The 25,087-nt window shown below is 71.3% G+C and carries 29 protein-coding genes and 1 tRNA gene; 10 read left to right on the top strand and 20 right to left on the bottom strand.

All coding sequences use genetic code 11. From position 1 onward, the window contains the following. The first annotated feature begins 2 nt into the window (after positions 1 to 2). Both serS and NS331_RS01555 read left to right on the top strand, forming a co-directional pair. Positions 3 to 1,334, top strand: coding sequence for a serine--tRNA ligase (gene serS / locus NS331_RS01560; protein WP_058640267.1), 1,332 nt, complete (start codon positions 3 to 5; stop codon positions 1,332 to 1,334). 76 nt (positions 1,335 to 1,410) lie between these two features. Beyond that, positions 1,411 to 1,501 (top strand) — tRNA-Ser (locus NS331_RS01555). A 146-nt stretch (positions 1,502 to 1,647) separates the two neighbouring features. Here the strand turns inward: NS331_RS01555 and NS331_RS01550 are convergent. From NS331_RS01550 to NS331_RS01535, 4 genes are read right to left on the bottom strand one after another with little or no spacing between them, the layout of a single operon-like run. Then, positions 1,648 to 2,808, bottom strand: a complete 1,161-nt coding sequence (locus tag NS331_RS01550) for a HupE/UreJ family protein (protein WP_082702185.1) — start codon at positions 2,806 to 2,808, stop codon at positions 1,648 to 1,650. A gap of 25 nt (positions 2,809 to 2,833) precedes the next feature. Further along, positions 2,834 to 4,018, bottom strand: a complete 1,185-nt coding sequence (locus NS331_RS01545) for a tetratricopeptide repeat protein (protein ID WP_058640265.1) — start codon at positions 4,016 to 4,018, stop codon at positions 2,834 to 2,836. After that, a complete protein-coding gene (locus NS331_RS01540) occupies positions 4,015 to 4,335 on the bottom strand; it encodes a hypothetical protein (protein WP_058640264.1) in 321 nt (106 codons plus the stop codon). Before NS331_RS01540 ends, NS331_RS01545 begins: the two co-directional genes overlap by 4 nt. Before the next feature lie 11 nt (positions 4,336 to 4,346). After that, positions 4,347 to 5,837, bottom strand: coding sequence for a DUF4331 domain-containing protein (locus NS331_RS01535; RefSeq protein ID WP_058640263.1), 1,491 nt, complete (start codon positions 5,835 to 5,837; stop codon positions 4,347 to 4,349). A 205-nt stretch (positions 5,838 to 6,042) separates the two neighbouring features. On the opposite strand from NS331_RS01535, the gene NS331_RS01530 reads away from it, so the two are divergent. Next, on the top strand, positions 6,043 to 6,615 hold the full coding sequence (locus NS331_RS01530; protein ID WP_082702184.1) for a DUF427 domain-containing protein: 573 nt from the start codon (positions 6,043 to 6,045) through the stop codon (positions 6,613 to 6,615). A gap of 159 nt (positions 6,616 to 6,774) precedes the next feature. Here the strand turns inward: NS331_RS01530 and NS331_RS01525 are convergent, their stop codons facing one another. After that, the gene (locus tag NS331_RS01525) at positions 6,775 to 7,557 is read right to left on the bottom strand and encodes an SDR family oxidoreductase (RefSeq protein WP_058640262.1); all 783 of its coding nucleotides are present in this window, start codon (positions 7,555 to 7,557) and stop codon (positions 6,775 to 6,777) included. Continuing rightward, entirely contained in the window at positions 7,554 to 7,880 is a 327-nt protein-coding gene (locus NS331_RS01520; RefSeq protein ID WP_058640261.1) for a nuclear transport factor 2 family protein, read from the bottom strand. Before NS331_RS01520 ends, NS331_RS01525 begins: the two co-directional genes overlap by 4 nt. Positions 7,881 to 7,983: 103 nt before the next feature. On the opposite strand from NS331_RS01520, the gene NS331_RS01515 reads away from it, so the two are divergent. Then, on the top strand, positions 7,984 to 8,892 hold the full coding sequence (locus tag NS331_RS01515) for a LysR family transcriptional regulator (RefSeq protein WP_058640260.1): 909 nt from the start codon (positions 7,984 to 7,986) through the stop codon (positions 8,890 to 8,892). Here the strand turns inward: NS331_RS01515 and NS331_RS01510 are convergent, their stop codons facing one another. The 3 genes from NS331_RS01510 to NS331_RS01500 all read right to left on the bottom strand — a co-directional run bounded on the left by NS331_RS01510 (position 8,893) and on the right by NS331_RS01500 (position 11,753). Further along, positions 8,893 to 9,369 (bottom strand): hypothetical protein, encoded by a 477-nt coding sequence (locus NS331_RS01510; protein WP_058640259.1) that lies wholly within the window; start codon positions 9,367 to 9,369, stop codon positions 8,893 to 8,895. Positions 9,370 to 9,708: 339 nt separating this feature from the next. Beyond that, positions 9,709 to 10,191: a DoxX family membrane protein gene (locus NS331_RS01505; protein WP_242873617.1), complete on the bottom strand. Its 483-nt coding sequence runs from the start codon at positions 10,189 to 10,191 to the stop codon at positions 9,709 to 9,711. Then, on the bottom strand, positions 10,188 to 11,753 hold the full coding sequence (locus tag NS331_RS01500) for a GMC oxidoreductase (protein WP_058640258.1): 1,566 nt from the start codon (positions 11,751 to 11,753) through the stop codon (positions 10,188 to 10,190). Before NS331_RS01500 ends, NS331_RS01505 begins: the two co-directional genes overlap by 4 nt. Positions 11,754 to 11,958: 205 nt before the next feature. Here NS331_RS01500 and NS331_RS01495 point away from each other — a divergent pair, with 205 nt between their 5' ends. The 6 genes from NS331_RS01495 to NS331_RS01470 all read left to right on the top strand — a co-directional run bounded on the left by NS331_RS01495 (position 11,959) and on the right by NS331_RS01470 (position 15,515). After that, the gene (locus NS331_RS01495; RefSeq protein ID WP_058640257.1) at positions 11,959 to 12,306 is read left to right on the top strand and encodes a YciI family protein; all 348 of its coding nucleotides are present in this window, start codon (positions 11,959 to 11,961) and stop codon (positions 12,304 to 12,306) included. Between the two features lie 123 nt (positions 12,307 to 12,429). Continuing rightward, on the top strand, positions 12,430 to 12,831 hold the full coding sequence (locus NS331_RS01490) for a YciI family protein (RefSeq protein ID WP_058640256.1): 402 nt from the start codon (positions 12,430 to 12,432) through the stop codon (positions 12,829 to 12,831). Positions 12,832 to 12,858: 27 nt separating this feature from the next. After that, positions 12,859 to 13,398: an SRPBCC family protein gene (locus tag NS331_RS01485; protein ID WP_058640255.1), complete on the top strand. Its 540-nt coding sequence runs from the start codon at positions 12,859 to 12,861 to the stop codon at positions 13,396 to 13,398. Next, the gene (locus NS331_RS01480; protein ID WP_058640254.1) at positions 13,395 to 13,844 is read left to right on the top strand and encodes an SRPBCC domain-containing protein; all 450 of its coding nucleotides are present in this window, start codon (positions 13,395 to 13,397) and stop codon (positions 13,842 to 13,844) included. The genes NS331_RS01485 and NS331_RS01480 overlap by 4 nt, the downstream gene beginning before the upstream one ends. A gap of 10 nt (positions 13,845 to 13,854) precedes the next feature. Further along, positions 13,855 to 14,259 (top strand): VOC family protein, encoded by a 405-nt coding sequence (locus tag NS331_RS27040; RefSeq protein ID WP_058640253.1) that lies wholly within the window; start codon positions 13,855 to 13,857, stop codon positions 14,257 to 14,259. Continuing rightward, positions 14,256 to 15,515, top strand: a complete 1,260-nt coding sequence (locus NS331_RS01470; protein ID WP_058640252.1) for an RNA polymerase sigma factor — start codon at positions 14,256 to 14,258, stop codon at positions 15,513 to 15,515. The genes NS331_RS27040 and NS331_RS01470 overlap by 4 nt, the downstream gene beginning before the upstream one ends. 29 nt (positions 15,516 to 15,544) lie before the next feature. On the opposite strand, the gene NS331_RS01465 is transcribed toward NS331_RS01470, so the two are convergent. From NS331_RS01465 to NS331_RS01415, 11 genes are all read right to left on the bottom strand, one after another. Then, positions 15,545 to 17,191, bottom strand: coding sequence for a histidine kinase famiy protein (locus NS331_RS01465; RefSeq protein WP_058640251.1), 1,647 nt, complete (start codon positions 17,189 to 17,191; stop codon positions 15,545 to 15,547). A 165-nt stretch (positions 17,192 to 17,356) separates the two neighbouring features. Further along, on the bottom strand, positions 17,357 to 17,896 hold the full coding sequence (locus NS331_RS01460; RefSeq protein ID WP_153012702.1) for a hypothetical protein: 540 nt from the start codon (positions 17,894 to 17,896) through the stop codon (positions 17,357 to 17,359). Between the two features lie 98 nt (positions 17,897 to 17,994). Then, on the bottom strand, positions 17,995 to 18,381 hold the full coding sequence (locus NS331_RS01455) for a type II toxin-antitoxin system RelE/ParE family toxin (RefSeq protein WP_058640250.1): 387 nt from the start codon (positions 18,379 to 18,381) through the stop codon (positions 17,995 to 17,997). Further along, positions 18,374 to 18,697: a type II toxin-antitoxin system Phd/YefM family antitoxin gene (locus tag NS331_RS01450; RefSeq protein WP_058640249.1), complete on the bottom strand. Its 324-nt coding sequence runs from the start codon at positions 18,695 to 18,697 to the stop codon at positions 18,374 to 18,376. Before NS331_RS01450 ends, NS331_RS01455 begins: the two co-directional genes overlap by 8 nt. A 79-nt stretch (positions 18,698 to 18,776) precedes the next feature. After that, positions 18,777 to 20,771 (bottom strand): hybrid sensor histidine kinase/response regulator, encoded by a 1,995-nt coding sequence (locus tag NS331_RS01445; RefSeq protein WP_058640248.1) that lies wholly within the window; start codon positions 20,769 to 20,771, stop codon positions 18,777 to 18,779. Then, positions 20,753 to 21,667, bottom strand: coding sequence for a sensor histidine kinase (locus NS331_RS01440; protein ID WP_058640247.1), 915 nt, complete (start codon positions 21,665 to 21,667; stop codon positions 20,753 to 20,755). Before NS331_RS01440 ends, NS331_RS01445 begins: the two co-directional genes overlap by 19 nt. Then, positions 21,664 to 22,677, bottom strand: a complete 1,014-nt coding sequence (locus NS331_RS01435; RefSeq protein ID WP_082702183.1) for an anti-sigma regulatory factor — start codon at positions 22,675 to 22,677, stop codon at positions 21,664 to 21,666. The genes NS331_RS01440 and NS331_RS01435 overlap by 4 nt, the downstream gene beginning before the upstream one ends. Next, on the bottom strand, positions 22,668 to 23,072 hold the full coding sequence (locus NS331_RS01430; protein WP_058640246.1) for an anti-sigma regulatory factor: 405 nt from the start codon (positions 23,070 to 23,072) through the stop codon (positions 22,668 to 22,670). Before NS331_RS01430 ends, NS331_RS01435 begins: the two co-directional genes overlap by 10 nt. Continuing rightward, positions 23,062 to 23,442: an STAS domain-containing protein gene (locus tag NS331_RS01425; protein WP_058640245.1), complete on the bottom strand. Its 381-nt coding sequence runs from the start codon at positions 23,440 to 23,442 to the stop codon at positions 23,062 to 23,064. Before NS331_RS01425 ends, NS331_RS01430 begins: the two co-directional genes overlap by 11 nt. A 7-nt stretch (positions 23,443 to 23,449) precedes the next feature. Next, positions 23,450 to 24,295, bottom strand: a complete 846-nt coding sequence (locus NS331_RS01420; RefSeq protein ID WP_058640244.1) for an STAS domain-containing protein — start codon at positions 24,293 to 24,295, stop codon at positions 23,450 to 23,452. Positions 24,296 to 24,503: 208 nt separating this feature from the next. After that, on the bottom strand, positions 24,504 to 25,087 hold a 584-nt coding region (locus NS331_RS01415), incomplete at its 5' end, for a response regulator transcription factor (protein WP_058640243.1).

Here is a 25,087-nt window from a genome sequence, read left to right as displayed (position 1 = left end):
CGATGCTCGACATCACTCTCCTGCGCAAGGACCTGCCTTCGGTCGTCGCGCGCCTCGAATCCCGCAAGAAGAACCAGCCATACCTCGACGTCGCGCGCTTTTCCGCCCTGGAAGCCGAGCGCAAGCAGCTGCAGACGCGCACCGAGGAAATCCAGGCCCGCCGCAATGCGCTGAACAAGCAAATCGGCCCGCTCAAGGCCAAGGGCGAATCGGTCGATGCGCTGATGGCCGAAGTCAATGCGCTCAAGGCCGAGCAGGAATCGTCCGCCGTCCGCCTCGACGCGCTGCAGCCCGAGCTGCAGGCCCTGCTGCTGGCCGTGCCCAACCTGCCGCACGAGAGCGTGCCGCAGGGCGAGGACGAAACCGGCAACGTCGAGGTGCGGCGCTGGAGCCCGCAGGGCGGGGAGGGCGGCAATGCGCCCGCGCTCGCCTTCGCGGCCCGCGACCATGTGGCACTGGGTGAACCGCTGGGCCTGGACTTCGAGATGGGCGTCAAGCTCGCCGGCTCGCGCTTCACCGTCATGAAGGGCGCCATTGCCCGCCTGCACCGTGCGCTGGCGCAGTTCATGATCGACCTGCAGACGCAGCAGCACGGCTACACCGAGTGCTACGTGCCCTACATCGTCAACGGCGAGACGCTGCGCGGCACGGGCCAGCTGCCCAAGTTCGAGGGCGACCTGTTCGCCGCCAAGAAGGGCGGCCAGGACGGCGAGCCGGTGCCCGACCTGTCGGCGCTCTACCTCATTCCCACCAGCGAGGTGCCGCTGACCAACTTCGTGCGCGACACCGTCGTGCCCGAGTCGCAGCTGCCCGTCCGACTGACGGCCCACACGCCCTGCTTCCGCTCCGAGGCCGGCAGCGCCGGCCGCGACACGCGCGGCATGATCCGCCAGCACCAGTTCGACAAGGTCGAGATGGTGCAGATCGTGCACCCCGAGCAGAGCTACGACGCGCTGGAAGAGATGACCCGCCATGCCGAGGCGGTGCTGCAGGCGCTGGAGTTGCCCTACCGCGTGGTGCTGCTGTGCACCGGCGACATGGGCTTCGGCGCGTCCAAGACCTACGACCTGGAAGTGTGGATCCCGGCGCAGGACACCTACCGCGAGATCAGCTCCGTCTCCAACTGCGAGGCCTTCCAGGCGCGCCGGCTGCAGGCCCGCTTCAAGAACGCGCAGGGCAAGAACGAACTGCTGCACACCCTGAACGGCTCCGGCCTGGCCGTGGGCCGCGCCCTGGTCGCGGTGCTGGAGAACCACCAGCAGGCCGATGGCAGCATCGCCATCCCCAAGGCCCTGCGCCCCTACCTGGGCAACCAGGCCGTGCTGCGCGCGTGATTCTTTGGTGGCCCGCTTCCCAGCGGGCCCAAAGCCTGGCTATAATGCAAGGCTTCGACTGAATCGCACAGCTTGTGGAGAGGTGGCAGAGTGGTCGAATGTACCTGACTCGAAATCAGGCGTACGGTTTCCCCGTACCGTGGGTTCGAATCCCACCCTCTCCGCCAGTCACCGTCCAAGAACAACAATTCGGGCGAAGACGGCCAGGCCGTCGCTCGAAAAGCAGCCCCTGCAGCAAAGCCGCAACCTTAAAGGTTGCGGCTTTTTTTTGGCCCCGACCCGGATGGCGATGCCCGGGCTTGCACCCTGGCGCTCACCCGCCGGGCATCGGCAGCAGCGACAGATCGAACACCCGCTCCACGAGCCACACCAGGGCCAGGAGCGCCGCCAGGATGGAGCCGCCACGCAGCACCACGGGCACATAGCCGCGCCACCGCCGCAAGGCCAGCAAGAGGAGCATGGCCGCGCCCACGACCAGCAGCTGGCCGGCTTCCACGCCGAGGTTGAACTGGAGCAGGGCGCTGGCGAACACGCCGGGAGGCAGGTCCAGCTCGCCCAGGGCGCCAGCGAAACCGAAGCCGTGGATCAGGCCAAAGCCGAAGCTGAAGAAGCGTCGACGCGGGCCGAGCAGGGGTCGCACGTTGTCCAGCGCCGCGAGCAGGATGGTGGCGGCAATGGCCGGCTCGACGATGCGCGGCGGCAGGCTCACCACCTTGAGCGCCGCGAGGGCGAGGGTGAGCGAATGCGCCAGCGTGAACAGGGTGACCCAGCTCACGATCGGCCAGACGGCATCGCGCCAGCGCGCCACCGGCGTCCAGCCCGCGGCGCTGCGCTGCAAGACGGCAGGCAGCAGCAGGCACAGGAGGAAGAGCAGGTGGTCGTAGCCGATCAGGATGTGGTGCAGGCCATCGGCGAAGAAGCCGTGGCTGCCGTGATCGCCGTCCCTGCCGGCGCCGACGGCGTCGGGCCACCGGACGGGCACCGGGCCGCCGTTCGGATCGAGCGAGCGCACGGCCGAGGCCTGGCCGGCCGCAGCGCCGAGTCGCAGCAGTCCGCGGTGCGTCGGGTCAACATCGCCGAGCAGCCGGTAATCCACCGTCAGGGCTTCGGTGGCATCGCAGGTCGCGGTGAAGCGCAGCACCAAGTAGGCGCCATCCACCCGGTCCTCGATGCCATCGGGCTCGGCAGGGCGCAGGGCGCAACGGCCCTCCTGCAGCCGCAGCCGCGCGGCGGCATAGGCCGTGATCTCGGGCAGGCGGGTGCGCACCTCGCCCCACTGCAGGCGCTGGTCCCGGTCCGCGTCCAGGTCCAGCGCGGCATCCAGGTCGCGCAGGGCGATGTCCCAGCGCACGGCCAGGTTCGGCCCGTCGCGGTCGATGAGCAGATAGGCATCGCTGGCCTTGTGCGCGTGGGCAGCACCGGGCCATGCGCACAGCAGCAGCGGCAGCATCATCCATGCGAGCAGCGCCAGCATGACGCGCCGGCCGCGGCGTTGACGGTCAGCGCAGTGCATCGATGCGGGCGTCCTTCATGCCGGTTTCTTCGCGCAACCGGCGCAGCTCGGCCAGGGCGTCGTCGTCCTGGGCGGCACGGCCGGCACGCGCGAGCAGCAGCAGGTCGATGCTCTCGCGTTGCAGGGCGACGTTCTGGCGGGCCAGTGCCACGGCCTGCCGGGCATCGGCCTGCACGTCCAGGGCGAACATGGCCTGCTCGCGCGCGTGGCCCACCGCACCTTCCGGACGCTGCGCGGCGGCCTCGAAGCGGCGCACCAGTTCCTCGCGTGCCGGGCCGTTGCGTTGGCCGTTGCGTGTCTCGGCGATGGCCAGGCGCAGCAACACCGCGTCGCTGCGGGGCTCGCCGGACAGCAGCGGCGCAACTTCCGCCGCCCGCCCCTGCTGCAGCAGGAAGTCGGCATACGCCAGACGCAGGTAGCCGTCCTCGCCGAGCGGCAGGGCTTCGCGGTAGGCGGCCTCGGCGTCGGCGGGGCGGCCCGCCAGTTCCTCGACCTCGGCCAGCGTGGTCCACAGCCATTGCCGCACGCCGGCCTGGGCGGCGCCACGCAGCGCCGGCGCCTGCAGCAGGGCGCGCAGGCTGGTGCGGGCCTCGTCATGCCGGCCGCGCAGCGCAGCGTTCTCGGCCAGGCAGGCGATGCCGTAGACGGCCGGCCCGGTCCGGCCGGTGGCCTGGCAGGCCGCGTCGGACTCGGCCAGCCGGCCCCGCACCCGGCGCACCGTGGCCAGCGTCAGCCAGGCCTGGGCATCCGCAGGCCGCCGGGCCAGGGCGGCCTTCAGCGAGGCTTCTGCGCCATCGAAATCGTGGACGAACTGCTGGACGGTCGCACGCATGACCAGCACCTCGGGCGGTGTCTGCTCGGCCGGCAGGGTGGCCCAGTGCCGCAGCGCAGCCAGGGCCTGCCCCGCGTAGCGCGCATCGCCCTGGGTGCGCGCCAGGCCGAGGTAGGCGCCCGCCGCCTCGACGGCGGCTTTGGGATCCGCCGCGCTGGCGCCCAGGCTGGCGCGCAGGCGACGCTTGGCCTCGGCGGCACCGGGACCGCCGGGCAGGGTCTCGACGACCTGCGCGTCGGAGCTCGGCTGGCGGGGTGCGGCGCCGACCGTGGCCACTGCAGCGGCGAGCACCAGGCCCAGTGCAGCCATGCGCCCGCCGCGCAGCCGCCGCACGCTCATTGCGTCGCCGTCGGTTCGGCGGTTTCCGAGGTCGGCGGCGGATCGTAGGCGGTGATGTCCGCCGGCTCCGCCGTGTCCTGCACGCTGCTCACCAGCGCCACCACGTACGCCACGAACTGGTCGTAGGCACTGGCCTGCGGCGTGGCCGTGCCGGTACCAGCGCCAGGCGCGGGGGTGGTGGGCGGGCTGGTGGTGCCCGTGCCGGGTGGTACGGGGAAGAAGGCGAAAGAGCTCCCGCCGCCACCGCCGCAGCCCGCCAGGGCTGCAGCGGTGAGCAGGACGCCCGCGAGTCGGAGGGACAGGCGGCTGTGGTTCATCGCAGGCCCTTTCACTGCCGCGCCGTGGTGGCGCCCGGCAGGGGTGTGTTGAGGTAGGGGAAGGCGTCGGGGAACTGCGCCGGCGACTGGGCCGCGCCGTCGGTCAGTGCCGCGCCGCCAGCCGGTGCGTCGGAAGGCTTGCAGCCCACCTTGAGCGCATCGTTGGCGCCGGTGGCCACGCACAGGGCGCCCATGGCCACGCGCAGTTCGGCATCCACCACGTCGTCGCCCGGTCGGCGCCCGTTGGGGAAGCCGGCGTTGTCGCCTCCCAGCACGCCCAGGTTGCTCTGCTGGGCCTTGGGTGTCGCGGCGATGCTGGTGTTGAGCCGCAGCATTTCGGCCGCCTTGACGTTGGCCGGCTTGTTCAGGCCCTCCACGCCGGTGAGGAAGGCGGCGACCAGGTCGGTGCGCGGAAAGTTGGTCGGCGCCGGCGCGGAGAACAGGGTCTGCACCAGGGCCGGCAGCGTCGGGTTCGTCACGTAGTTGGCGAACTGGCCATCGTCCATGGGCTTGGAGCTGTTGAAGCGGTCCTTGTCCTTCAGGCCGATCACCACCTCGTTGACCAGCGGCATGCCCAGGCGCGACACCTGCGCCCACGCGCCGCCGTTCACGGCCGTCGTGCCGTGGCCGCTCTTGGGCGGGCTGGCGATCAGGCGGCCCTGGCGCACGCTGGCCGTGGTCCAGCCGCCGACGATCGGCTGGCCGGCCGTGGTGACGCAGGCGACCGGCAGTTCCACCGCCATGGTCGTCACGTTCTTGGCCGCGAGCGCGTCGGCATTCGCATCGGGTGCGCCCAGCGGGTTGAGGTTGACCAGATCGAACACCTGGCCCAGCGCCACGCTGAAGGGATCCTTGCGCTGGCCGACGAACACCCGCCCCGGTGCGCTGCAGCCGGGAATGTTGACGGTGTAGATGTGCTGGTTGGCGTAGTTGGCATAGCCCGCGCCGGCGCCGAAGGTCTTCTCGCCGATGTTGTCGGTGGGCTTGTCGAATTCGGTCACGCCGCCCGGGCCAGTGACGGCCTGGACCGTGCCCTTGCGGCGGTCGCCGCGCACCACGCTCAGGGTGTAGGTCTCGCGCAGATTGCTGGTGGCCTGGTTCGGCCCGGTGATGCCCCCGGCCTGGATCAGCGGGATGGACACCTGCTTGCCGCCCACCGCCAGCTGGATGTCCCGCAGGGTGTTCTTGAAGCGGAACTGGAAGGTCAGGTCTTCCACCGCGTCGCCGTTCGTGTCCAGGTGGATCTCGTACAGCGCGTTCGGATCCATGCTGAAGTAGTTGGGTCCGCCGTACGCGCTCTGGTCGGGCTGGTAGTTGGCGATCAGCGTCAGGTAGTCCTGGCGGCCGGGCTCATAGCTGCGGAACATGTAGAAGTCGGTGGCATCCAGCTTGGGCATGCCCGCGATCGAGGGCGCCTCTCGATGGCTGGACGCCTGGGCGCCTGTGAACAACAGCGCGCCGGCAGCAATGCCGAGCGCCTTGGCAGTGATGGACAGTCTCATCGGCGTGACCTCTTTAGGTGGAGTGATGGGCAATGGGACGGTGCCGGCTGCGGGTCCCGCGTGGAGATACGCACGGGGAGGGGCGCTGGATGCGGCGAGGCGCCGAAATAGGGTTTGTCCGGGGGTGACTCGCCGCAACCGCGGCCTTTGTTCCTTGCAGGGTGCGGCGCGCGTGAAGATCGTCATCCGGACACAGAATTGCCCCATGAACCCCCCACACACCCATGCCCAAGAGACCGAACGCCTCCAGCGCGCCCGCGCGCAATGGCGCCATGTGGGCGATGCCCGCCCGCCCTTCGCTCAGACGCCGGGCCTGGGCCAGGAATCGGTCTGGGACTATCCGCGCCCGCCACGCATCGAGCCGGACGCGCGCGAGGTCGTGGTGCGCAGCGGCGACGTCGAGATCGCGCGGACGCGCAAGGCCCTGCGGCTGCTCGAGACCGCCAGCCCGCCGACCTTCTACCTGCCGCGCGCCGACGTGCGGGCCGATGCGCTGGTGGCGGCGTCCGGCACATCGTATTGCGAATGGAAGGGCGAGGCGCGCTACCTCACTGTGGTCGCGGGCGGCCGCCGTTTCGACGCGGCGGCATGGTTCTACCCGCAGCCCGAGCCCACCTACGCGGCGCTGCGCGACCACGTCGCGTTCTACCCGCACGAGCTCGCTTGCTGGGTCGATGGCGTTCGGGTGGTGCCACAGCCCGGCCGCTTCTACGCGGGCTGGATCACGCCCGAGGTCGTGGGTCCCTTCAAGGGCGAGCCCGGGTCTGCCGGCTGGTGAGTGCGGGGGTCCCCGACCTCGCCCTCAATGCGAAGGCCGCTGCCAGCCCCCTCCACGCACGCAGTAGCGCCTTCGGGGGGCAGATCAAGGTTTCGGCGCCGGCTTTCGCCAAGAGACAACGCGATGGTCTCGTCCGCCGCGATCCTGCGGCCGCACCGCCTAGAGCGTCGGCACGGTGCCGCCATCGATCCGCACCTCCGACCCTGCGATCGAGCCGGACCTGGGCGATGCAAGGAACGCGATCAGATCGGCAACCTCGCGGGGGCTGGCGGGTCGCCCGACTGGAATGCCTCCCAGCCAATCCATGACGATCTTCTTGCCGCCCTCGTAGTCCGTGCCGGCCTCTGCGGCCATCCGCCGTGCAAACTCGACGGACGCCTCGGTCTCGATCCAGCCGGGTGCAACGCTCAGCACGCGTACGCCCTTGGGGGTGACCTCTCTGGCCAGCGACTTGCTGTACGTGGTGAGAGCGCCCTTGGCGGCGGCATAGGCCGTGGTCGACTCGGGCAGAGGCAGCACGCGCTGGATGGAGCTGACGTGGAGGATGACGCCGGCGCCTTGCGCCAGCATGGCCGGCAGCAAAGCACGGTCCATGCGAACGGCCGGCATCAGGTTCAGGTTCAGCTCGGCCAGCCAGTGCGCATCGGTGATCGTGGCGAACCCGCCGCCAGGCGTCTTCGAGCCGCCGAGCACGTTGATCAGGATGTCGGCGCCACCCCAGTCCTTCAGCACGGTCTGGGCAAAGTGATGGGTGCCCTCCGCGGTCGACAGGTCGGCGGTGACATACGTGACGCCATCCACCGGGTGCGCCGGCATACCGCGCGCCGATGTCGCCACCCTGGCGCCGGCTTCGGCAAACACCTTCACCACGGCGGCGCCGAGGCCGGAAGTGCCGCCCGTGACCACGACACGAAGGCCATCGAGGTGCAGATCGAAGCTCATGCCGTGATCTCCAGCGATGCGATCAGGGCGCCCTCGAGCCGAAAGCGGTACGAGAGAACGATGGGGCTGCCCGGGAAGTTGCCGGTGACAGTGGCGCGGACCCGATGGAAGCCATCCTCCTGCTCCAGGGCGAACGGAACCGTCGTCGCGTTGTACTTGGCCGATGCGTCGGCCAGGAAGGCCTGGATGGCGCGCACGCCCGTGTAGCTGTGGCCTTCGTCCTTCAGGACGGCCTGCGCGGTGAAGCAACGCGCCAAGGTTTCGGTCTCGGGGTCGGCGGCGAAGTACGCCGCAATCGGCGCGGGCAGGTTCAAGGTGTCCATGGCATTGGCTCCGTGCGGTGAGTGAAGGCCCCGAGGATGCGCGCCGCCCGGTCTTTAGGGAATATGCTTGAATCTGCATGGGTTGTGTAGCAAGGAATACAGAATGCGAGGCTCCGATTTCGCTGAGCTGAAAGCCTTCGTCGCCGTCGTGGAACGCCAGAGCTTTGCCCGGGCCGCAGAGCAGCTGGGGCTCTCGCCGTCGGCCCTCAGCCAGACCATCCGACAGCTCGAAGGCCGCATCGGCGCACGGCTTCTGAATCGCACGACCCGCAGCGTCGCGCCTTCGGCGAGTGGCGAGCGGCTCTACCGGCGGATCGCGCCGTTGTTCCAGGAGATGGCCGTTGCGGTGGCCGAGGCCAGCGAAGCCACCGGGCAGATCAGCGGCACGCTGCGCATCAACACGCTGGGCATCGCGGCAAGAACCATCATCGCGCCGCGGCTGGCACGGTTCCACCAGACCCACCCGGATGTGGTGCTCGACATCGTGGTCGACGACGCGCTGGCCGACATCGTCGTGGGCCGCTTCGATGCGGGCATACGGGTGGGCGGACGACTGGAGAAGGACATGGTCGCCGTGCGCCTCACGCCGGACCTGAAGATGGTGGCCGTCGCGTCCCCCGACTATCTCGCACGTCGGGGAACGCCCAAGTCACCCAAAGACCTGCATGACCACGCCTGCGTCAACTGGCGACTCCAGATGGAGGGACGGCACTACCGCTGGGAGTTCCGCAAGCGGGGTCAGCGGATCGAGGTCGAGGTCGACGGTCCCGTGGTCACCAACCATGCCGACGTCGGCATCGCTGCCGCATTGAACGGGCTCGGGATCGCCTATCACTTCGAGCAGGATGGCGTCGCTGAGCTGTTGGCGCAGGGGCGGTTGGTTCAAGTCCTCGCGGACTGGTCGATCACCCGGCCGGGCCTGTTCCTCTACTACCCCAACAGGCAGCATCGGCTCGCGCTGCTCGGCGCGTTCATCGACTGTCTGCTGGATCGGACGGCGGTGCCTTCGTGATCAGCGCGAGGGCCGCTGGTACCCGCCCTCGATCCACGCGGCGGCGCTGTCGGCGCTCAGCTTGAAGGTCGGCGGCACGCGGACCTCGCCGAGCGCTTCGCCCAGCTCGTCCTCGGCACGCAGGATGGCGTAGGGGTTGTCCTCGTCCGGCACGATCTGCAGCGACACCCGGATGCGTTCCGAGCCCACGCCGACGCTCACGCTCTTGTTCAGCCGGGCATGCAGTTGCTGTTCGTGCCGGCGCAGCACCTCGCTGGCGGTCTTGACCAGGGTATGGAAGGCCGCCGTGTCCAGCGGCTTGGGGTTCTTCTTGTCGCGGCCCATGGTCCAGGGGCCGACCAGCGCCGGCTCGGCATCGCCCTGCCGCGTCATCGAGACGGCCCAGCCGTCGTCGTCTTCGTTCTTGATCACGCGGGCGGTCCAGCGCTCGTCGCGCCATAGCGTGGGCTCCTGGATGGGCGTGGTGGGGTCGGTCATGGGCACGGGTCGGGTCGGGTCGGTCGGGAGGAAGGCGCAAAGGGAAGGGCGATGTTCGCCGCGGTGGCCCAGGGCGCGGCCCGGGGGCGCGGCGCGCGGACCGCGGCAGTACGCGCCTGGCGCGGATGGGCTCGGTGCTCGCGAGCCCGGATCCTGCCGCGCCGGGCGGCACCGATGCTAGCCGAGCGGGGGCCCTCGATCCCCTCGTACGCTTCCGGTGGCGGCGCTGGGGCGACCGGGGCTGTGGAAGCAGCCGGGCAGCCTGTTGGGTCAACAGGCGCGCGGAACTGTCCGCCAAGTCCATCAACGCTGCCACGGCGCAGGCCGGCGCGCTCGCGGTCAGGGGGCCGGCGCAGGCGAGGCCATCGCCGAATACGGCCGGCTCGACGCCAGCGGCGCATCGACGACGGCCTGCCAGCCGCGACCGTCCGGCCCCAGCGCCAGCAGCACGAAGCCGGCGCCCAGCGACAGGTTCTTGAGGAAGTCCCAGAACAGGCCGCGTGCCCGGCCGTCGGCGCGGCGCCAGAAGTCGCCGGGCTGCCAGAAGCGCTTGAACAGCAGGGCCGTGGCCACGCAGTACGCGGCGAGCATCAGGGCGGCGGCGCGGTCCGCCACGCCGGTGACGACGCCCAGGCTGCACAGCACCTCGACGGCCAGGCCGGCGGCGATGGCGGCGCGGGCCAGCCAGAGGGGGCGGAACACTTCGCGGGCCTGGCGCACCGCGTGGCCGAAGCCCAGCAGCTTGTCGAGCGCGCTGAAGGGCAGGAAAAGCATCACCATCGCGCACCGGGCGGCCAGCGTGGCCCAGTCCGCCGCCGTCACAGCCGGTCCTTGAGCCGGTCCGCCACGCGCAGCGCGTTGGCGATGATGGTGAGCGTCGGATTCACCGCGCCGATGCTGGGAAAGAAGCTGGCGTCGGTGACGTAGAGGTTGTCGACCTCGTGCGCGCGGCAGTCCAGGTCGAGCACCGAGGTGGCCGGGTCGGTGCCGAAGCGGCAGGTGCCGGCCTGGTGGGCGGTGCCCGACAGCGGGATGTCCTTGCCCAGGTAGAGCGAGCGCTCCACCAGCACCGCCGGCCAGCCGATGGCCGACAGCACCTGCTCCAGCTTGGCCTTGAGGCGCCGCAGGGCCTCGGGATTGGTCTCGCGCACGTCCAGGTGGACCTGGCCGTCGCGGTAGTAGACGCGGTTGTCGGGATCGGGCAGATCCTCGGCCTGCAGCCAGAAGTCCATCGAATGGCGGGCCAGTTCCTCGAAGGGCATCTCGGGCAGGTGCTTCATCAGGCCGGGCAGCGGCGCCTCGCCCTTGATCTGGTCGGCATGGCTGGTGGCGCACATCTGGATCAGGCCCAGCGGATGGTCCCAGTCGTCGCTGCCGAAGTAGAAGTCGCCCAGTGCCAGCGTCTTCTGGAAGACGGTGTCGTTGACCTCCTTCATGACCGCCATCACCACCGACATCTCGTGGCGCATGTAGTTGCGGCCCACCTGGTCGGAGCCATTGGCCAGTCCGCGCGGATGGCGGTCGCTGGCCGAGCGCAGCAGCAGCAGCGCGGACGAGAGCGCGCCGCAGGCCACGACGACCGTGCCGGCGGTGAAGCGGGCCTCGCCGCCGTGGCGGCGTACCACCACCTCGCGCACTCGGCGGCCGCTGGCGTCGGTCTCCAGCCGCTCCACATAGGCGCCGGTGAGCAGCGTGACGTTGGGATGGTCGCGCAGCATCGGGTCGATGCACACGACCTGCGCATCGGCCTTGCCGTTGAGCAGGCAGGGAAAGCCGTCGAAGTAGGAGCAGCGCATGCAGGTGCTGGTGGGGGTGGCGAAGCCGTCCTCCTGCTGGTCGAGCAGGATGCCCAGCGGCAGGTGGAAGGGATTCAGGCCCTGGCCGCGCAGGCGCTCGCTCAGCTCGGCGATCTTGGGCTCGTGCCGGACGGGCGGGAAAGGGTAGGGCGTGGTGCCCGGATCCAGCGGGTCGTCGCCGCGCAGGCCGTGCACGTGGAACAGCGCTTCGGCCGCGTCGTACCAGGGCGCGAAGTCCGAATGGGTCAGCGGCCAGGCGGGCGACAGGCCACCGTGGTGCCGCACCTCGCCGAAGTCGCGCTCGCGCAGCCGCAGCAGCGCGGCGCCATAGACCTTGGAATTGCCGCCCACGCAGTAGTGCAGCTGCGGTGCGAAGCGGCGGCCGTCGCGGTCCAGCCACGATTCGCGCGCCTGGTAGCGGCCATCGACGAACACGGCCTGCGGGCTCCAGTTGGCCTCTTCGCGCCGCAGGTACTCGCCGCGCTCGAGGATCAGGATGCGCTTGCCGGTGGCGGCCAGCCGGTGCGCCAGGCTGGCGCCGCCGGGGCCGCTGCCGATGACGATGAGGTCGTAGTGGGGATGCGCCATGGGCCGGAGTCGTCGCGTGGAAAGTGCCGCAGTCTGGGCGGCCGAGGCGCCCCGCGGCTTCGGCGCACGGGCCCTTCCGCCGTCAGCCGGGATGCACAGGCGGCCGACCGGCGCCTGACGGCCGGCCTTCCCAGGGTGGCCCGTGGCATGCGATGCCACGCGGGGGCCGCAGAATGGGCGTCCCTGTGTTTACCGCGAGTCCGCCATGCCGCACATGCTCCTGATCGTCGAACCGCTCGGCCAACGCGCGTCCCGCAGCCGGCCCGAGGGCGAGCAGGCCTACCAGCGCATGCTCGACTTCGGCGCCGAGCTGCAGGCGGCCGGCCTGCTGATCGCCCGCGAGTCGCTGGGCACCGCCGCGCGGCGCCTCACCCGCCGGGCGGACGCGGTGCAGGTGCTGGACGGCCCCTTCGCCGAGGCCAAGGAAATGGTGGGCGGCTTCTTCCTGCTCGACACCGAGGACGAGGCCGTGGCGCTGCACTGGGCCGGCCGCTGCCCCGCCGCCGAGTGGGCGACCGTGGAGATCCGCGGCGTCGGTCCATGCTACGGGTGAGAAGGGGCGCCGCCAGGCCGATGGCTAGGTAGTTTCCCGTGGCTTGTCGATGTCGCACCGGCCGGATCGTCGTAGGCATGAAGGCAGCGACAGGCGCTGCCGCTTCATCAGGAGAAGCCTTCCATGCGATTCATGATCCAGGTCCGCGCGACGGACACCAGCGAGCGCGGCGACAAGCCGGGCCCCGAGTTCGCCCAGCTCTTCGAGGACATGGGCGCCTTCCACGAGGAGATGGCGCGCGCCGGCGTGCTGCTCGACGGCGCCGGCCTGCGGCCCAGCCGCCAGGGCTGGCGCCAGCGCTACCACGCCGACGGCCGCCGCGAGGTCATCGACGGTCCCTTCGCCGAGACCAAGGAGCTGATCGCCGGCTATACGCTGATCCAGGTGCGCTCGGAGGACGAAGCCCGCGCCTGGGCCGCCCGCTTCCCCGCGCCCTTCGTCGGCATCACCTGCGAGATCGAGGTGCGGCGCCTGTACGAGGAGGCCGACTTCGGCCCGGGCGGCGACATGGAGATCGGCCGCTGACGCGGCCCGTGCAAGGACGCAGCCGCCATGCAAATCCTCGTCTTCGTGCTGATCGGCCTGGCCGTGCTGGTGCTGGCCCTGCTGGCCTATGCCGCCACCCGCCCCGCCACCTTCTCCGTCGAGCGCCATTTGCGCATCGATGCCAGCCCCGAGCAGCTGTGGCCACTGGTGGGGGAGCTGCAGGGCTTCAACCGCTGGAATCCCTATGCCCGCAAGGACCCACAGATGCGTGGCCACTACAGCGGCCCACCGGCCGGCGCGGGTTCGCGCTACGACTGGGACAGCAGCAAGGTCGGCACCGGCAGCATGACCCTCACCGGGCAGCAGCCTGGCCGCGCCGTCCAGCTCCAGCTGGACTTCCTCAAGCCCTTCGAGGCCCACAACCAGGTCGAATTCCTGCTCGAGCGCGCACCGGATGGCGGCACGACCGTGCACTGGCGCATGCACGGCCCGTCCAACCTGATCGGGCGAATCATGGGCATCTTCATCGACATGGACCGCATGTGCGGCCGCGACTTCGAGGACGGCCTGCAGAACCTGAAGCAGATTGCGGAGGCCCGGGCATGAGCGACCAGCAGCACACCATCGACATCGACGCCGCGCCCGAGCGGGTCTGGGCCTGCCTGTTCGATCCCGTCGCCTTCCGCGAGTGGGCGAGCGCCTTCTGCGAAGGCGCGCATTGCGAGGGCGACTGGTCCGAGGGCAGCCGCATGCGCTTCCTCGACCCGGACTGCAACGGCATGGAGGCCGTGGTCGAGCGGCGCCAGCCGCCCACGCAACTCACGCTGCGCATGCTGGGTGAACTGCGCGAGGGCCAGCCGGTCACGCCCGGTCTGCCCGACGCAGCGCCCATTTACGAACGCTACGCGCTGGCCCGGCGGCCCGAAGGCGGCACCCGCCTCGACGTGCGGCTCGAAGGCTGGAGCGAAGACCATGCCGCCATGCTCCAAGGCATGTGGCCCCGTGCGCTGCAGCAGCTCAAGACCCTGGCCGAGTCGTCTTCCCATTTCTGAGGAAACCCCGATGCACAAGCAGATCTTCATCAACCTACCCTGCAAGAGCCTGCCCGCGAGCAAGGCCTTCTTCGAGGCCCTGGGCTACTGCTTCAACCCGCAGTTCACCAATGAGCACGGCGCCTGCCTGGTGCTGGGCGAAAACCTCTACGCCATGCTGCTGACCGAGGACTTCGCGCGCGGCTTCACCGCCAAGCCGCTGGTGGATGCCAGGGCCGCCACCGAGGTGCTGGTGTGCCTCTCCTGCGAGAGCCGCGAGGAGGTGGACGGCCTCGTCGCCAAGGCCCGCGCCGCCGGTGCCGCCGTGCCGCGGCCGCCGCAGGACCATGGCTTCATGTACGGCCACGGCTTCGAGGACCTGGACGGCCACATCTGGGAGCTGGCATTCATGCCCGACGCGCCGCCCGCGACGTGAGCCATGCCGACCTGGCCGCCGCCACCTGGCGCATCGAGCGCGGCCGCCTGGTGGGCGCGGCGGCCAGGCTGCTGCGCGACCTGGACGAGGCCGAGGACTGCGCGCAGGACGCGCTGCTCGCCGCCCTCGACGCCTGGCCGCGCGACGGCGCACCGCACAACCCGGCCGCCTGGCTGATGACCGCCACCCGCAACAAGGCGCTGGACCGCCTGCGCCGCCGCGCCATGCTGGCGCGCGAGCATGCGCAACTCGCCGCCGACGACGAAGCCATGGGCACCCAGGTGGTGCCCGACTTCGCCGACCAGCTCGATGCCGCGCGCGACCAGGCCGAGATCGGCGACGAGCAGCTGCGGCTGATCTTCATCGCCTGCCACCCCACGCTGCCGCGCGAATCGCAGGTGGCGCTCACGCTGCGCCTGCTGGGCGGGCTGGAGACGGCGGAGATCGCCCGGGCCTTCCTCCTGCCCGAAGCCACGGTGGCGCAGCGCATCGTGCGCGCCAAGAAGGCCCTCAAGGGCCAGCCCTACGAATTGCCCCGCGCCGACGAGCGCGCGCTGCGGCTGGACGCCGTGCTGGCCGTGGTCTACCTGATCTTCAACGAGGGCCACAGCGCGGCCGGCGGCGCCCAGCTGCTGCGGCCGGCGCTGTGCGACGAGGCGCTGCGCCTGGTGCGCCAGCTGCAGCACCTGCTGCCGCGGGAGGCCGAGGTGCATGGCCTGGCGGCGCTGCTGGAGATCCAGGCCAGCCGGCTGCCGGCGCGCCTCGATGCGCAGGGCCGCCCCGTGCTGCTGCCCGAGCAGGACCGCCGCCGCTGGGACCGCCTGCTGATCCAGCGCGGCCTGGCGGCCCTGGCCGCGGCCCAGGCGCTGGACGCGGACGGGCCCTACACCCTGCAGGCCGCCATCGCCGCCTGCCATGCGCGTGCTGCTCGCGCCGAGGACACCGACTGGCACGCCATCGTCGCGGGCTACGACCGGCTGCTGGCGCGGCATCCCTCGCCGGTGGTGGCGCTCAACCGGGCCGTGGCCGTGGGCTTCGCCGACGGCCCGGCGGCGGCCCTGGCGTTGCTCGATGCACTGGCCGACGAGCCCCGGCTGCAGCGCTATCCCTTCCTGGCGGGCGCGCGGGCCGACATGCTGGAGCGCCTGGGTCGCGTCGCCGAGGCACGGGCGGCCTATGCGCAGGCGGCGGGCCTCACGGACAACGCGGCCCAGCGCGCCCTGCTGCTGGCGCGGGCGAAACGTCTGGGCCACTGACTGCGTGCCCGCGCCAGCGGGGGGCGGCGTCAGCCGGCGGTCGAATGCGAGCCCGTCGGCCCGTCCAGCACGTCGCGCACCTTGCGCGCCAGGTCGCCCAGGCGGTAGGGCTTCTTGAGGATCTCGAATTCCGCCGGCGCCACGTGGTCCAGGCTGCCCAGGTCGCGGTCGAAGCCGGTGGTCAGCAGCACGCGGGTGGAGGGGCGCAGTTTCTGGATCTCGCGCGCCAGCGTGTAGCCGTTCATGCCGCCGGGCATGACCACGTCGGAGAACAGCAGGTCCGGCTGCGCCTCGGGCGCGAGGCCGCGGAAGACCCGCAGCGCCTGCTGGGCCGAGTTGGCCATCAGCACGGTGTAGCCCAGGCCTTCGAGCATCTCCTGCGCCAGCAGGCCCACCTCTTCGCGGTCCTCCACCAGCAGGATGCGCTCGGTGCCGCCGCGGTAGGCGGGATGGGCGCTGCGCGTGGCGACGGCGGGCCGCGCATCCACGGTGGGAAAGTACATGCGCACCGTGGTGCCGATGCCCACCTCGGAATACATTGTCACGGTGCCGCCGGACTGCTTGACGAAGCCGTAGACCATCGACAGCCCCAGGCCCGTGCCCTTGCCCTCTTCCTTGGTGGTGAAGAAGGGGTCCATCACCCGCGCCAGCAGGGCCTTGTCGATGCCGGTGCCGGTGTCGGTGACCGACAGCGTGCTGTAGCGCCCGGGCGCCAAGCCGGAGAAGGCGGGCGTGTCGTCGTCGCTCACCTCCACGCTGCCGGTCTGGATGGTGAGCGTGCCGCCCTCGGGCATGGCGTCGCGGGCATTCACCAGCACGTTCAGCAGCGCCACCTCCAGCTGGGTCGGGTCCAGCTGGCAGTTGCCGATGTCCTGCTCGAACTTGAACACCACCTGGATCTGCTCGCCCAGCGTGCGCTGCGCCAGGTCGGTCATGTCCTTGGTGACCGCATTGAGGTTGATGACCCGCCCACGCAGGCTCTGCTTGCGCGAGAAGGCAAGCAGCTGGCTGGTGAGCTTGGACGCCTTGCTCACCGCCTCGCGGATGTTCTCCACGCCGCGGCCCACGTGCTCGGGGTCGAGCTTGTTCATGCGCCCACGCACCTCCAGCAGGTCGAGGTGGCCGGACATCACCTGCAGCAGGTTGTTGAAGTCGTGCGAGATGCCGCCGGTGAGCTGGCCCAGGGCTTCCATCTTCTGGGCCTGGGCCAGGCCTTCCTCGGCGTCGCGCCGGCGGCTCACGTCCAGCTGCGAGGCGAAGAAGTACACCAGCTCGCCGGCCGGGTTGTAGACCGGCGAGATGAAGAGCGCATTCCAGAACGTGCTGCCGTCCTTGCGGTAGTTCAGCAGCTCGATCTGCACCTCGGTGCGGCTCTCGATGGCCTCGCGGATCACCGCCACCGAGGCGCGGTCGGTGGCCGGGCCCTGCAGGAAGCGGCAGTTGGTGCCGATGAGTTCCTCCGGCGTGTAGCCGGTCATGGACAGGAAGGCCCGGTTGGCGAAGACGATGGGGTTGTCGGGCTGCCGCGGGTCGGTGACCAGCATGGGCATGCGGGTCATCTCGATGGCGGCGAAGAAGATGTCGTCCTTGTGGTCCCGGACTTCGCCGGGCGTGCCCTCGGCGCGGATGGGCAGGCGGGAGGGCTGGAGAGAAGGCTTTTCGGGCGAGCGGGTCAAGGTCGGCCTCGGCAGAGGTGGGGCGGATGGTCCCGCGGCGGCTGCCGATTCTGCGGGAGGCGGGCGTTGGGGCCTGTCGTGTGCCGCCTTTGTCCTACAGCCCGGCGAGCGCCGTGGCGCGCCCAGGCCTTGCCCGCCATGCGACGGCGGACCGCGCCGGGCGCATCAGTTCGCCGGCAGGCCGAGGCGGCTGCGCAGCGCGGCGGCGTCCGGCAGCGTCTCGACGCTGCGCACCGTGCCCTGGTCCAGCGCGATCCAGGTCAGCGCGCCCGCCTGCCGGGGCAGGGCCGCGGTGAGGGCCGCGTCGCGCACCAGGCCCACGGGGAAGGGCAGCTCGCGCATCTTGGGCAGCGCGAACATGCGGGTGATGACGGCCGGCATGCCGCTGATGTCCGCCAGGTACACCAGCCGCTGCTGGGCCAGCACCTCGGGATGCGGGCGCAGCACCTCGGTGGCGATGTCGCCCGCGGCCTTGTCGGCGGCGAAGAGCAGCACGCGGGTGCCGGCATCGATGCTCACTGGCCTGTCGAACTGGTCGTTGACCGACAGCGGCGGCAGCGCGGCGCCCACGCCCAGACGCGCCTCGTCGGCCAGCACGGGCCAAGCGGCCGTGCCCAGCAGGGCGGCGGCGGCGAGCAGGGCATGGCGGCGCGAGAGGGACGCGTCGCGTCGCGTGGAGAGGCGGGTGGCAGGTGGAACGTTCATGGAGCGAAGGCGCATGCAGGGAACCGCCGGCGGCGGCGTCGCGCGGAGCATAGGGCGCTTGCCCTGACCGGACATGAACGGCGGCCTCGGGCGCGCGCTCAGTTGGCGCCCGGCCACAGGCGGGCGAAGTCGAATGAAAGCTGGCGGTGGTGCCGGATGGACAGCAGATAGACCGTCGCACTGGCGTCCATGACGGTGTAGAGCATCAGGTAGTCGCCATGCAGATACTCGCGCAGAGCGCTGGCTGCGCCGGCTGGCAGTGCTGCGAGTTGGGCCAGTGCTTCCGCAGACTGCGGCGGGTTGTCCAGGCAGCGCCTGCCGAGGCGGGGGAACCGCGCCAGATTGGGGATGACCGTGGAACGCAGGCCGGCCAGCAGCCCATCGAAGGCGAAAGCCGCATCGGCTTCGACGAGAAAAGCCTCGATGGCGTCCAGCCGCTCCAGGAAGCTCGCGGTCAGTTCGACCCGATGCAGAGCCTCAGCCACGCTTCTTGGTGGCCTTGCCAGTAGGGGCGGCCGCGCGGCGCTGCTGCAGCTGAGCGATGGCCGCATCGGCACCGTAAGTGCGGCCGGCCTTGAGGTCGGCGATGCCGCGTCGGGCATCCTCGATCAGCAGCAGGTGGATGCGCTCGCGCTCCAGGCGGTGGTAGTAGTCCAGCCGGTCGGCGTCGATGAGCGCGACATAGCTCTCGCCGTTCTTGGTGATGATCTTTTCGGCGCCGGCCTTGGCCTGGTCGGCCAACTCGGAAAGGTTGGCGCGTGCCTGGGTGAAAGGCACGACGTCGCTGGCTGAAAAGCCCATGGCCGGCTCCTTGAGATTGCAGAATTCTGCGCAGTCTAAAGGAGCTTCGACGGTCCTCGCTTTTCCCGGCGCAAGCGGTTCAGCCGCCTTCGCGCAACGCCGCCAGCAGCAGGTGGGTGTCCAGCGGCTTGGACACGTGCGCGTCGAAGCCGGCCTCCAGCGCGCGCTCCTGGTCCTGGGGGCGGGAGAAGGCGGTGAGGGCTACGCAGCGCGTGCGCGCGCGGCCGGCTTCGGCCTCCAGGCGGCGCAGCGCGCGCACCAGCTCGTAGCCGTCGCGCCCGGGCAGGCCGATGTCGCTGACCACCAGCGTGGGCCAACGGGCGCCCACCGCGGCGAGCGCGGCGTCGTAGTCGTTCACCACCTGAACCTGGGCGCCGGCCTCGTGCAGCACGATCTGCAGCATCTCGGCGGCGTCGGGGTTGTCCTCCACCGCCAACACCTGCTGGCCGGCCAGCGGCCGGTCGCGGTCGGCACTGGCCGGGGCGGCCGCGGGCTGGGGCGCGCCGGCGGCGGCCTGGCTGTCGGCGTCGGGCTCGACGTCGAACTGCACCGTCAGGCGGGCACCGCGGCCTTCGCCCTCGCTGTGGGCCTCGGCCGCGCCGCCGTGCAGCTCGGCCAGGCGCCGCACGATGGACAGGCCCAGGCCGAGGCCGCCATGGTGCCGGTTGTCGGGCGCGTCGCTCTGCGCGAAGCGGTCGAACAGGTGCGGCAGGAAGTCGGCCGCGATGCCCTGGCCCTGGTCCTGCACGCGCAGTACCAGCCGCCGGCCCTCGCGGTGCAGCACGACGTCGATGCGACCGCGCGGCGGCGAGAACTTGATGGCGTTGTTCAGCAGGTTCCACACCACCTGCTGGTAGCGCGTCGGGTCCAGCCAGGCGGGGCGGCTGCCCGCCTCGTCCGCCGCCAGCGCCACGTCCAGCGCGCGGGCGGCGATGTCGTCCTTGAGCGCGTCGATGGCGGCGCGGGTCAGTTCCGCCGGGTCGGCCCATTCGCGGTGCAGCCGCAGCTTGCCGGCGTTGACGCGCGACACGTCCAGGATGTCCGCAATGATGCGGCTCTGCGCCTTGACGCTGCGGGCGATGGCGTCCAGCGCCTTGCCCATCAGGTCGGGCCGGCCGCCGTGCTTCTGCAGGATGTGCACCCAGCCGCTGATGGCGTTGAGCGGTGTGCGCAACTCGTGCGAGAGTACGGCCACGAAGTCGTCCTTGGTGCGGCTGTGGCGCTCGGCCATGGCGCGGGCGGCCTGCTCGCGCTCCAGCACCTCCTGGCGCGCACGCTCCAGGGCCAGACGCTCGGCGATGTCCACGGCCACGGCCACCAGCAGGCCGGTGGTGCCGTGCGGCGACAGGCTCCAGGCCAGCGGCACCTCGTGGCCGTCGGCATGCAGCAGCGGGAACTCGGCGCGCGACACATTGCCCGCGGCACTGCCGCTGGCCGCCACGGCCTGGGCGACGAAGTCGCGCACGGCCGCGGCATCCTGCGTCCGCGCCAGCGCGTCGAGCCGCCCGCCCACGAGCGCATCGGGCGCGCGGCCCAGCAGCGTGGCCAGGGCCGGGTTGACGTCGTCGAAGCGGCCTTCGGCATCGAGCAGGGCCATGCCGTCGGGCACCTGGTTGTAGATGGCGCGGAAGCGGCTTTCGCTCTGGCGCAGGCGCTCCTCGGCGCTGCGCGCGCGGATCAGCGCCTGCAGCGTGGCCACCAGCACCGCCGGTTCGGCCGGGTGCACCAGGTAGGCGTCGGCGCCGGCGTTCAGGCCGGTCACCTTGTCGCGGTCCTGCACGAAGGTGGCCGACAGGTGGATCACCGGCAGGCTGGCGGTGCGCGGGTCCTCGCGCAGGCGGCGGCAGACCTCGAAGCCGTCGATGTCGGGCAGGTGCACGTCCAGCACCACGGCCGACATGCCCTGCGCCGCCATGCCCAGGGCCTGGCCGCCGGTGCCCGCCTCCTCGGTGGCGAAGCCGGCGGCGCGCAGCGTGCGCGCGGTGGAATAGCGGGTGGTGGGATGGTCGTCCACCACCAGGATGCGGTGGGCGCCGCGGTCGATGGTGCTGTGGATCACGCCGCTGGTTTCCATGCGGCCTCCGGCGATGGCGGTTGCGCGTCCGCGCCCCGCGGTGCCGCGCCCCCGGGCAGCTGCACCGGCAGCACGAGCCAGAAGGTCGAGCCTCGGCCCAGTTCGCTCTCCACGCCCACCTCGCCGCCCAGCAGGCCGGCCAGCTGGCGGCACAGCGCCAGGCCCAGGCCGGTGCCGCGCAGGCGCTTCTGCACCGGCGAGTCGACCTGCGAGAAGTCGTCGAACACGGCGGCCTGGTGCTCTTTCGCGATGCCGATGCCGGTGTCGCTGACGGCGAAGCGCACGCGGTCGCCGTCGATCCGGCTGGCGGCGATGCGCACCTCGCCCTGCGGGGTGAACTTGAGCGCGTTGGAGACGTAGTTGCGCAGGATCTGCGACAGCTTGCGGTCGTCGGTGTACAGGCGCGGCAGGTCGGCCGGCTCCTCGAAGGTGAGCGTGACCTGCTGGTTCTCCAGCATGGGGCGGAACATGCCGCGCAGGGCCGAGAACAGGTCCACCATCTCGAACCAGGCGGGCGAGATTTCCACCCGGCCGGCCTCGATCTTGGCCAGGTCCAGCAGGTCGTCCACCATCTCGGCGAATTCGACGGCCGAGGTCTGGATGAACTGCACCTGGCGGCGCTGCTCGTCGGTGAGCGGGCCGTCCACCTCGTCGGTCAGCAGCCGCGCGATGCTGCGGATGGCGTTGACCGGCGTGCGGAACTCGTGGCTCATGTAGGCCAGGAAGCGGCTCTTGAGTTCGGTCGCCTGCTTGAGCTGGTTGGCCTGCTCGTCCAGTTCGGCATAGAGCGCGACCACGCCGCGGTTGGTCTCGTCCAGTTCGGCGCGCAGCTGGGCGACCTCGGACTCGGCGGCCTGCAGGCGGGCGGCCCGGTCGTCGGCGGGTGCGGCGGTCATGACGGCGCTCCCGGGCGCAGCACGAGCACGCAGGCATCGTCGCGGCCGCGCGAATAGTCGGCGTAGATGCGGGCCGCCAGCAGCACCGGGTCGCGCGCAAGCAGCGGCGCCAGGGCGCTGGCGGGCCAGCGCGTCTGCACGCCGTCGCTGTGCAGCACGGCCAGCGCATGCGGCGGGCGCGGCGTGACGGCCAGGTCGAAGCGGCGCACCTGCAGGCCCATGGTGCCGTGGGCGGTGACCAGCGCCCGGTCGGCGGTGCCGGAGACCAGGCGGCCGGCGACGTTGCCGGCGCCGGTGTGGCGCACCTCGTCGCCGTCCATCCACAGGCCGAGCACGGCGGCGCCGCGCGTGGTGCGCAGCGCCTCGTGCATGGCCTGCATGGCCCGGCCGGCGTCGTCGAAGACGCGGTCGCCGAAGACGTCCAGCGCCACCTGGGCGGCGCGCTCGGCGTCCGGCCCGTGGCCCAGGCCGTCGGCCAGCAGGGCGGCGGCGCGCCGGCCCTCGAAGGCCAGCAGCCAGCCATCGCCGCAGGCGGTCTCGCCGCGCACCGGCACGCATACAGCGCCCCAGTCGAAGGCCGAGGGCCGCGGCGCCGGTGCGCCCTGCGGCCGGATGCGCGCGACGCAGGTGGTGCCCAGGCCGGGGGCGGAATGCAGGTCGACGCCGTCGCTCTGGCGGGCGATGGCGCCCAGGCCGGTGCCGGCGGTGGCGGCGGTGGAGTAGCCGTCGCGCATGGAGCGCGGCACGTCCGCCATGCCGGGGCCGCGGTCGACGGCGATCAGCTCGATGTCGTTCAGCGCTGCGCGCGCGGCCACCAGCAGCTGGCCCTCGCGCGCATGCTTGGCGAGGTTGGTGGCCAGCTCGGTGGCCACCAGGGCGGCGCGGGCGCCGTCGTGGTCGGGCCAGCCCAGCTCGGCCGCCAGGCGCACGACGTGGCGGCGCGCCTCGCCGACGAAGCTCAGGTCGGCGATGGGGAAGGCCCGGTGGGTCCAGCCGCGGATCACTTCCACTTCACGATGCTCACGCAGGTGCCCTGGCCGGGCGTGGACCGGATGTCGAAGTCGTGCACCAGCCGCTTGCTGCCCGGCAGGCCCAGGCCCATGCCGCCGCCGGAGGTGTAGCCGTCGGACATGGCCAGGCCGATGTCGGCGATGCCCGGGCCCTCGTCCTCGAAGCGCAGCTGCAGGCCGCGGCGCGCGCCTTCCTGCAGCACGGCCCAGTGCATGCGGCCGCCGCCGCCGTGGATCAGCGTGTTGCGCGACAGCTCGCTGGCGGCGGTGATCATCTTGGTCTGCTCCACCAGGGAGAAGCGCAGTTCCTGGCACAGGGCGCGCACCACCTGGCGGCTCTGCACGATGTGCGGCTCGCTGGCGAGCGGCAGGGTGCCGGTGGGCTCAGGCGCCACGGCGCACCCCGTGCGGCTGGCGCAGCCGGTCGAGCAGGGCCATGCCGCGCTCGACGTCCAGCGCGGTGCGCACGCCGTCCAGCGACAGGCCCAGCTCCACCAGCGTGATCGCCACGGCCGGCTGCATGCCCACCACCACGGCGGTGGCCGACAGCACGCGGGCCACGCCCGAGATGATGCTGAGCATGCGGCCGATGAAGGAATCGACCACCTCCAGCGCCGAGATGTCGATCAGCACGCCATTGGCGCCGGTGGCCGCGATGCGCTGGGCCAGGTCTTCCTGCAGGGCCATGGCCGTCTGGTCCTGCATGTCGATCTGGATGGTGACCAGCAGCGTCTGGCCCATCCGCAGAATGGGAATGCGGTCCATGCCGGCCTCAGTCCTCGCGGCTGATGCGCCAGCCGTTGGTGCGCAGGGCCTGGGCCAGGGCATCGGCCAGCGTGGCCTTGGTCGTGATGCCCTGCAGGTCGATTCCCAGGTGCACGATGGTCTGCGCGATCTGCGGCCGGATGCCGCTGATGATGCAGTCCGCGCCCATCAGCCGGATGGCGGTGACGGTCTTGAGCAGGTGGCGCGCCACCAGCGTGTCCACCGTGGGCACGCCGGTGATGTCGATGATGGCCAGCTCCGAGCCGGTGTCCATCACCGTCTGCAGCAGGGTCTCCATGACGACCTGCGTGCGGTTGCTGTCCAGCGTGCCGATCATGGGTACGGCCAGCACGCCGTCCCACAGCTTGACCACGGGGGTGGACAGCTCCAGCAGGTCTTCCTGCTGGCGGCGGATGACCTCCTCGCGGGTCTGCTGGAAGGTGTCGAGCGTGTGCTGCGCCAGGCGGTCCACCAGGGTGGACAGGGCCCACAGCGCGCGGGCGAGGACCTGCGGGTCTTGGGCGCAGGCCTGCTGCAGGCGGGTGAACAGGGGTTTCTTGAGCGCCTGCACGAACACGGCGGTGGCGCTGGCGGCGTCGCCCTTGGCGGCGCGGCTGGCGGACAGCTGCTCCAGGGTGGCGCGCAGGCCGCGCCAGCCGGGGCCTTGCAGGGATTCGGGGTCGGCGTCGGCCTCGAGGGCGCTGCGCAGGCCGTCCGCCAGGGCGGCGGCCTCGGCCTTGGCGCTGGCATGCAGGCTGCCCTGGCTGGCCTGCAGCTCGCGCAGCCATTCCTCGACGATGGCGGCGGGGTTGTCGCGCAACGCCCGGACGAGGGCCGCGGTCTCCTGTTTCATGGGTGGGGCCCTTAAATATTGTTGTGCTTCTGCGGCCGTGGCGTCGCGGGATGCGGGTCTGTCGGAGAGCAGCGCAAAAATTCTAGGAGGGGCCGGCGCCGGTCGCTGTCAGCCATTGCCGTATCCATAGGTACGCAAGGCGGGGGCCATCGGATCTGCGGGCGTCCGTCCGCCAGACCCGCTGCGCCTCGCTCACCCGCTCGCCCCGTCAATGCGCCACCTCGGCGCCGCCCTCCGGCAGGTCGTCCTCGCCGGTGCCGGACTCCGCGTCCAGCCGGTAGCCGCGGCCGTAGACGGGCGTCAGCTTGAGCGGGCCGTCGCCATCCAGTGCGAGCTTGCGGCGCAGGCGGCTGATGTGGGTGTCCACCGTGCGCGTGGTGACGTCGGCGGTCTTGCCCCAGACGCGGTTGAGCAGATGCTCGCGCGACAGCAGCACGTGCGGGTTCTGGAAGAGGTAGACCGCCAGGTCGAATTCCTTCTGGGTCAGCTCGGCGCTCCGGCCGTCGAAGGCGATGCGGTGCTGCAGCAGGTCCACCCGGTAGCCGCCCAGCGACAGCACCTGCGGGCCGCGGCTGCGGGTGCGCCGCACCAGCGCGCTGATGCGGGCCAGCAGTTCGGCCGGACGGGCCGGCTTGATGAGGTAGTCGTCGGCGCCGCTGTTCAGGCCGTCCACCACCTGCGCCTCGTCGGCCAGGGTGGTGAGCACGATGGCCGGCGGCTGCACGCCCGGGCGGTGGCGCAGCCAGTCGAGCACGTCGCCGCCGGTGCCGTCGGGCAGCATCCAGTCCAGCA

Origin of the sequence: Pseudacidovorax intermedius, from assembly GCF_001476815.1 — a bacterium.
GTDB lineage: Bacteria > Pseudomonadota > Gammaproteobacteria > Burkholderiales > Burkholderiaceae_C > Xenophilus > Xenophilus intermedius_A.
The sequence above is the reverse complement of the archived record's forward strand: the minus strand, read 5'-3'. Positions and strand labels throughout refer to the sequence as shown.

Excerpts from the sequence above, each read along its gene's own strand:
- serS (WP_058640267.1), top strand. The coding sequence starts at position 3 with ATGCTCGACATCACTCTCCTGCGCAAGGACCTGCCTTCGGTCGTCGCG.
- NS331_RS01550 (WP_082702185.1), bottom strand. The coding sequence starts at position 2,808 with ATGCTGGCGCTGCTCGCATGGATGATGCTGCCGCTGCTGCTGTGCGCA.
- NS331_RS01545 (WP_058640265.1), bottom strand. The coding sequence starts at position 4,018 with ATGAGCGTGCGGCGGCTGCGCGGCGGGCGCATGGCTGCACTGGGCCTG.
- NS331_RS01540 (WP_058640264.1), bottom strand. The coding sequence starts at position 4,335 with ATGAACCACAGCCGCCTGTCCCTCCGACTCGCGGGCGTCCTGCTCACC.
- NS331_RS01535 (WP_058640263.1), bottom strand. The coding sequence starts at position 5,837 with ATGAGACTGTCCATCACTGCCAAGGCGCTCGGCATTGCTGCCGGCGCG.
- NS331_RS01530 (WP_082702184.1), top strand. The coding sequence starts at position 6,043 with ATGAACCCCCCACACACCCATGCCCAAGAGACCGAACGCCTCCAGCGC.
- NS331_RS01525 (WP_058640262.1), bottom strand. The coding sequence starts at position 7,557 with ATGAGCTTCGATCTGCACCTCGATGGCCTTCGTGTCGTGGTCACGGGC.
- NS331_RS01520 (WP_058640261.1), bottom strand. The coding sequence starts at position 7,880 with ATGGACACCTTGAACCTGCCCGCGCCGATTGCGGCGTACTTCGCCGCC.
- NS331_RS01515 (WP_058640260.1), top strand. The coding sequence starts at position 7,984 with ATGCGAGGCTCCGATTTCGCTGAGCTGAAAGCCTTCGTCGCCGTCGTG.
- NS331_RS01510 (WP_058640259.1), bottom strand. The coding sequence starts at position 9,369 with ATGACCGACCCCACCACGCCCATCCAGGAGCCCACGCTATGGCGCGAC.
- NS331_RS01500 (WP_058640258.1), bottom strand. The coding sequence starts at position 11,753 with ATGGCGCATCCCCACTACGACCTCATCGTCATCGGCAGCGGCCCCGGC.
- NS331_RS01495 (WP_058640257.1), top strand. The coding sequence starts at position 11,959 with ATGCCGCACATGCTCCTGATCGTCGAACCGCTCGGCCAACGCGCGTCC.
- NS331_RS01490 (WP_058640256.1), top strand. The coding sequence starts at position 12,430 with ATGCGATTCATGATCCAGGTCCGCGCGACGGACACCAGCGAGCGCGGC.
- NS331_RS01485 (WP_058640255.1), top strand. The coding sequence starts at position 12,859 with ATGCAAATCCTCGTCTTCGTGCTGATCGGCCTGGCCGTGCTGGTGCTG.
- NS331_RS01480 (WP_058640254.1), top strand. The coding sequence starts at position 13,395 with ATGAGCGACCAGCAGCACACCATCGACATCGACGCCGCGCCCGAGCGG.
- NS331_RS27040 (WP_058640253.1), top strand. The coding sequence starts at position 13,855 with ATGCACAAGCAGATCTTCATCAACCTACCCTGCAAGAGCCTGCCCGCG.
- NS331_RS01460 (WP_153012702.1), bottom strand. The coding sequence starts at position 17,896 with ATGAACGTTCCACCTGCCACCCGCCTCTCCACGCGACGCGACGCGTCC.
- NS331_RS01450 (WP_058640249.1), bottom strand. The coding sequence starts at position 18,697 with ATGGGCTTTTCAGCCAGCGACGTCGTGCCTTTCACCCAGGCACGCGCC.
- NS331_RS01445 (WP_058640248.1), bottom strand. The coding sequence starts at position 20,771 with ATGGAAACCAGCGGCGTGATCCACAGCACCATCGACCGCGGCGCCCAC.
- NS331_RS01440 (WP_058640247.1), bottom strand. The coding sequence starts at position 21,667 with ATGACCGCCGCACCCGCCGACGACCGGGCCGCCCGCCTGCAGGCCGCC.
- NS331_RS01425 (WP_058640245.1), bottom strand. The coding sequence starts at position 23,442 with ATGGACCGCATTCCCATTCTGCGGATGGGCCAGACGCTGCTGGTCACC.
- NS331_RS01420 (WP_058640244.1), bottom strand. The coding sequence starts at position 24,295 with ATGAAACAGGAGACCGCGGCCCTCGTCCGGGCGTTGCGCGACAACCCC.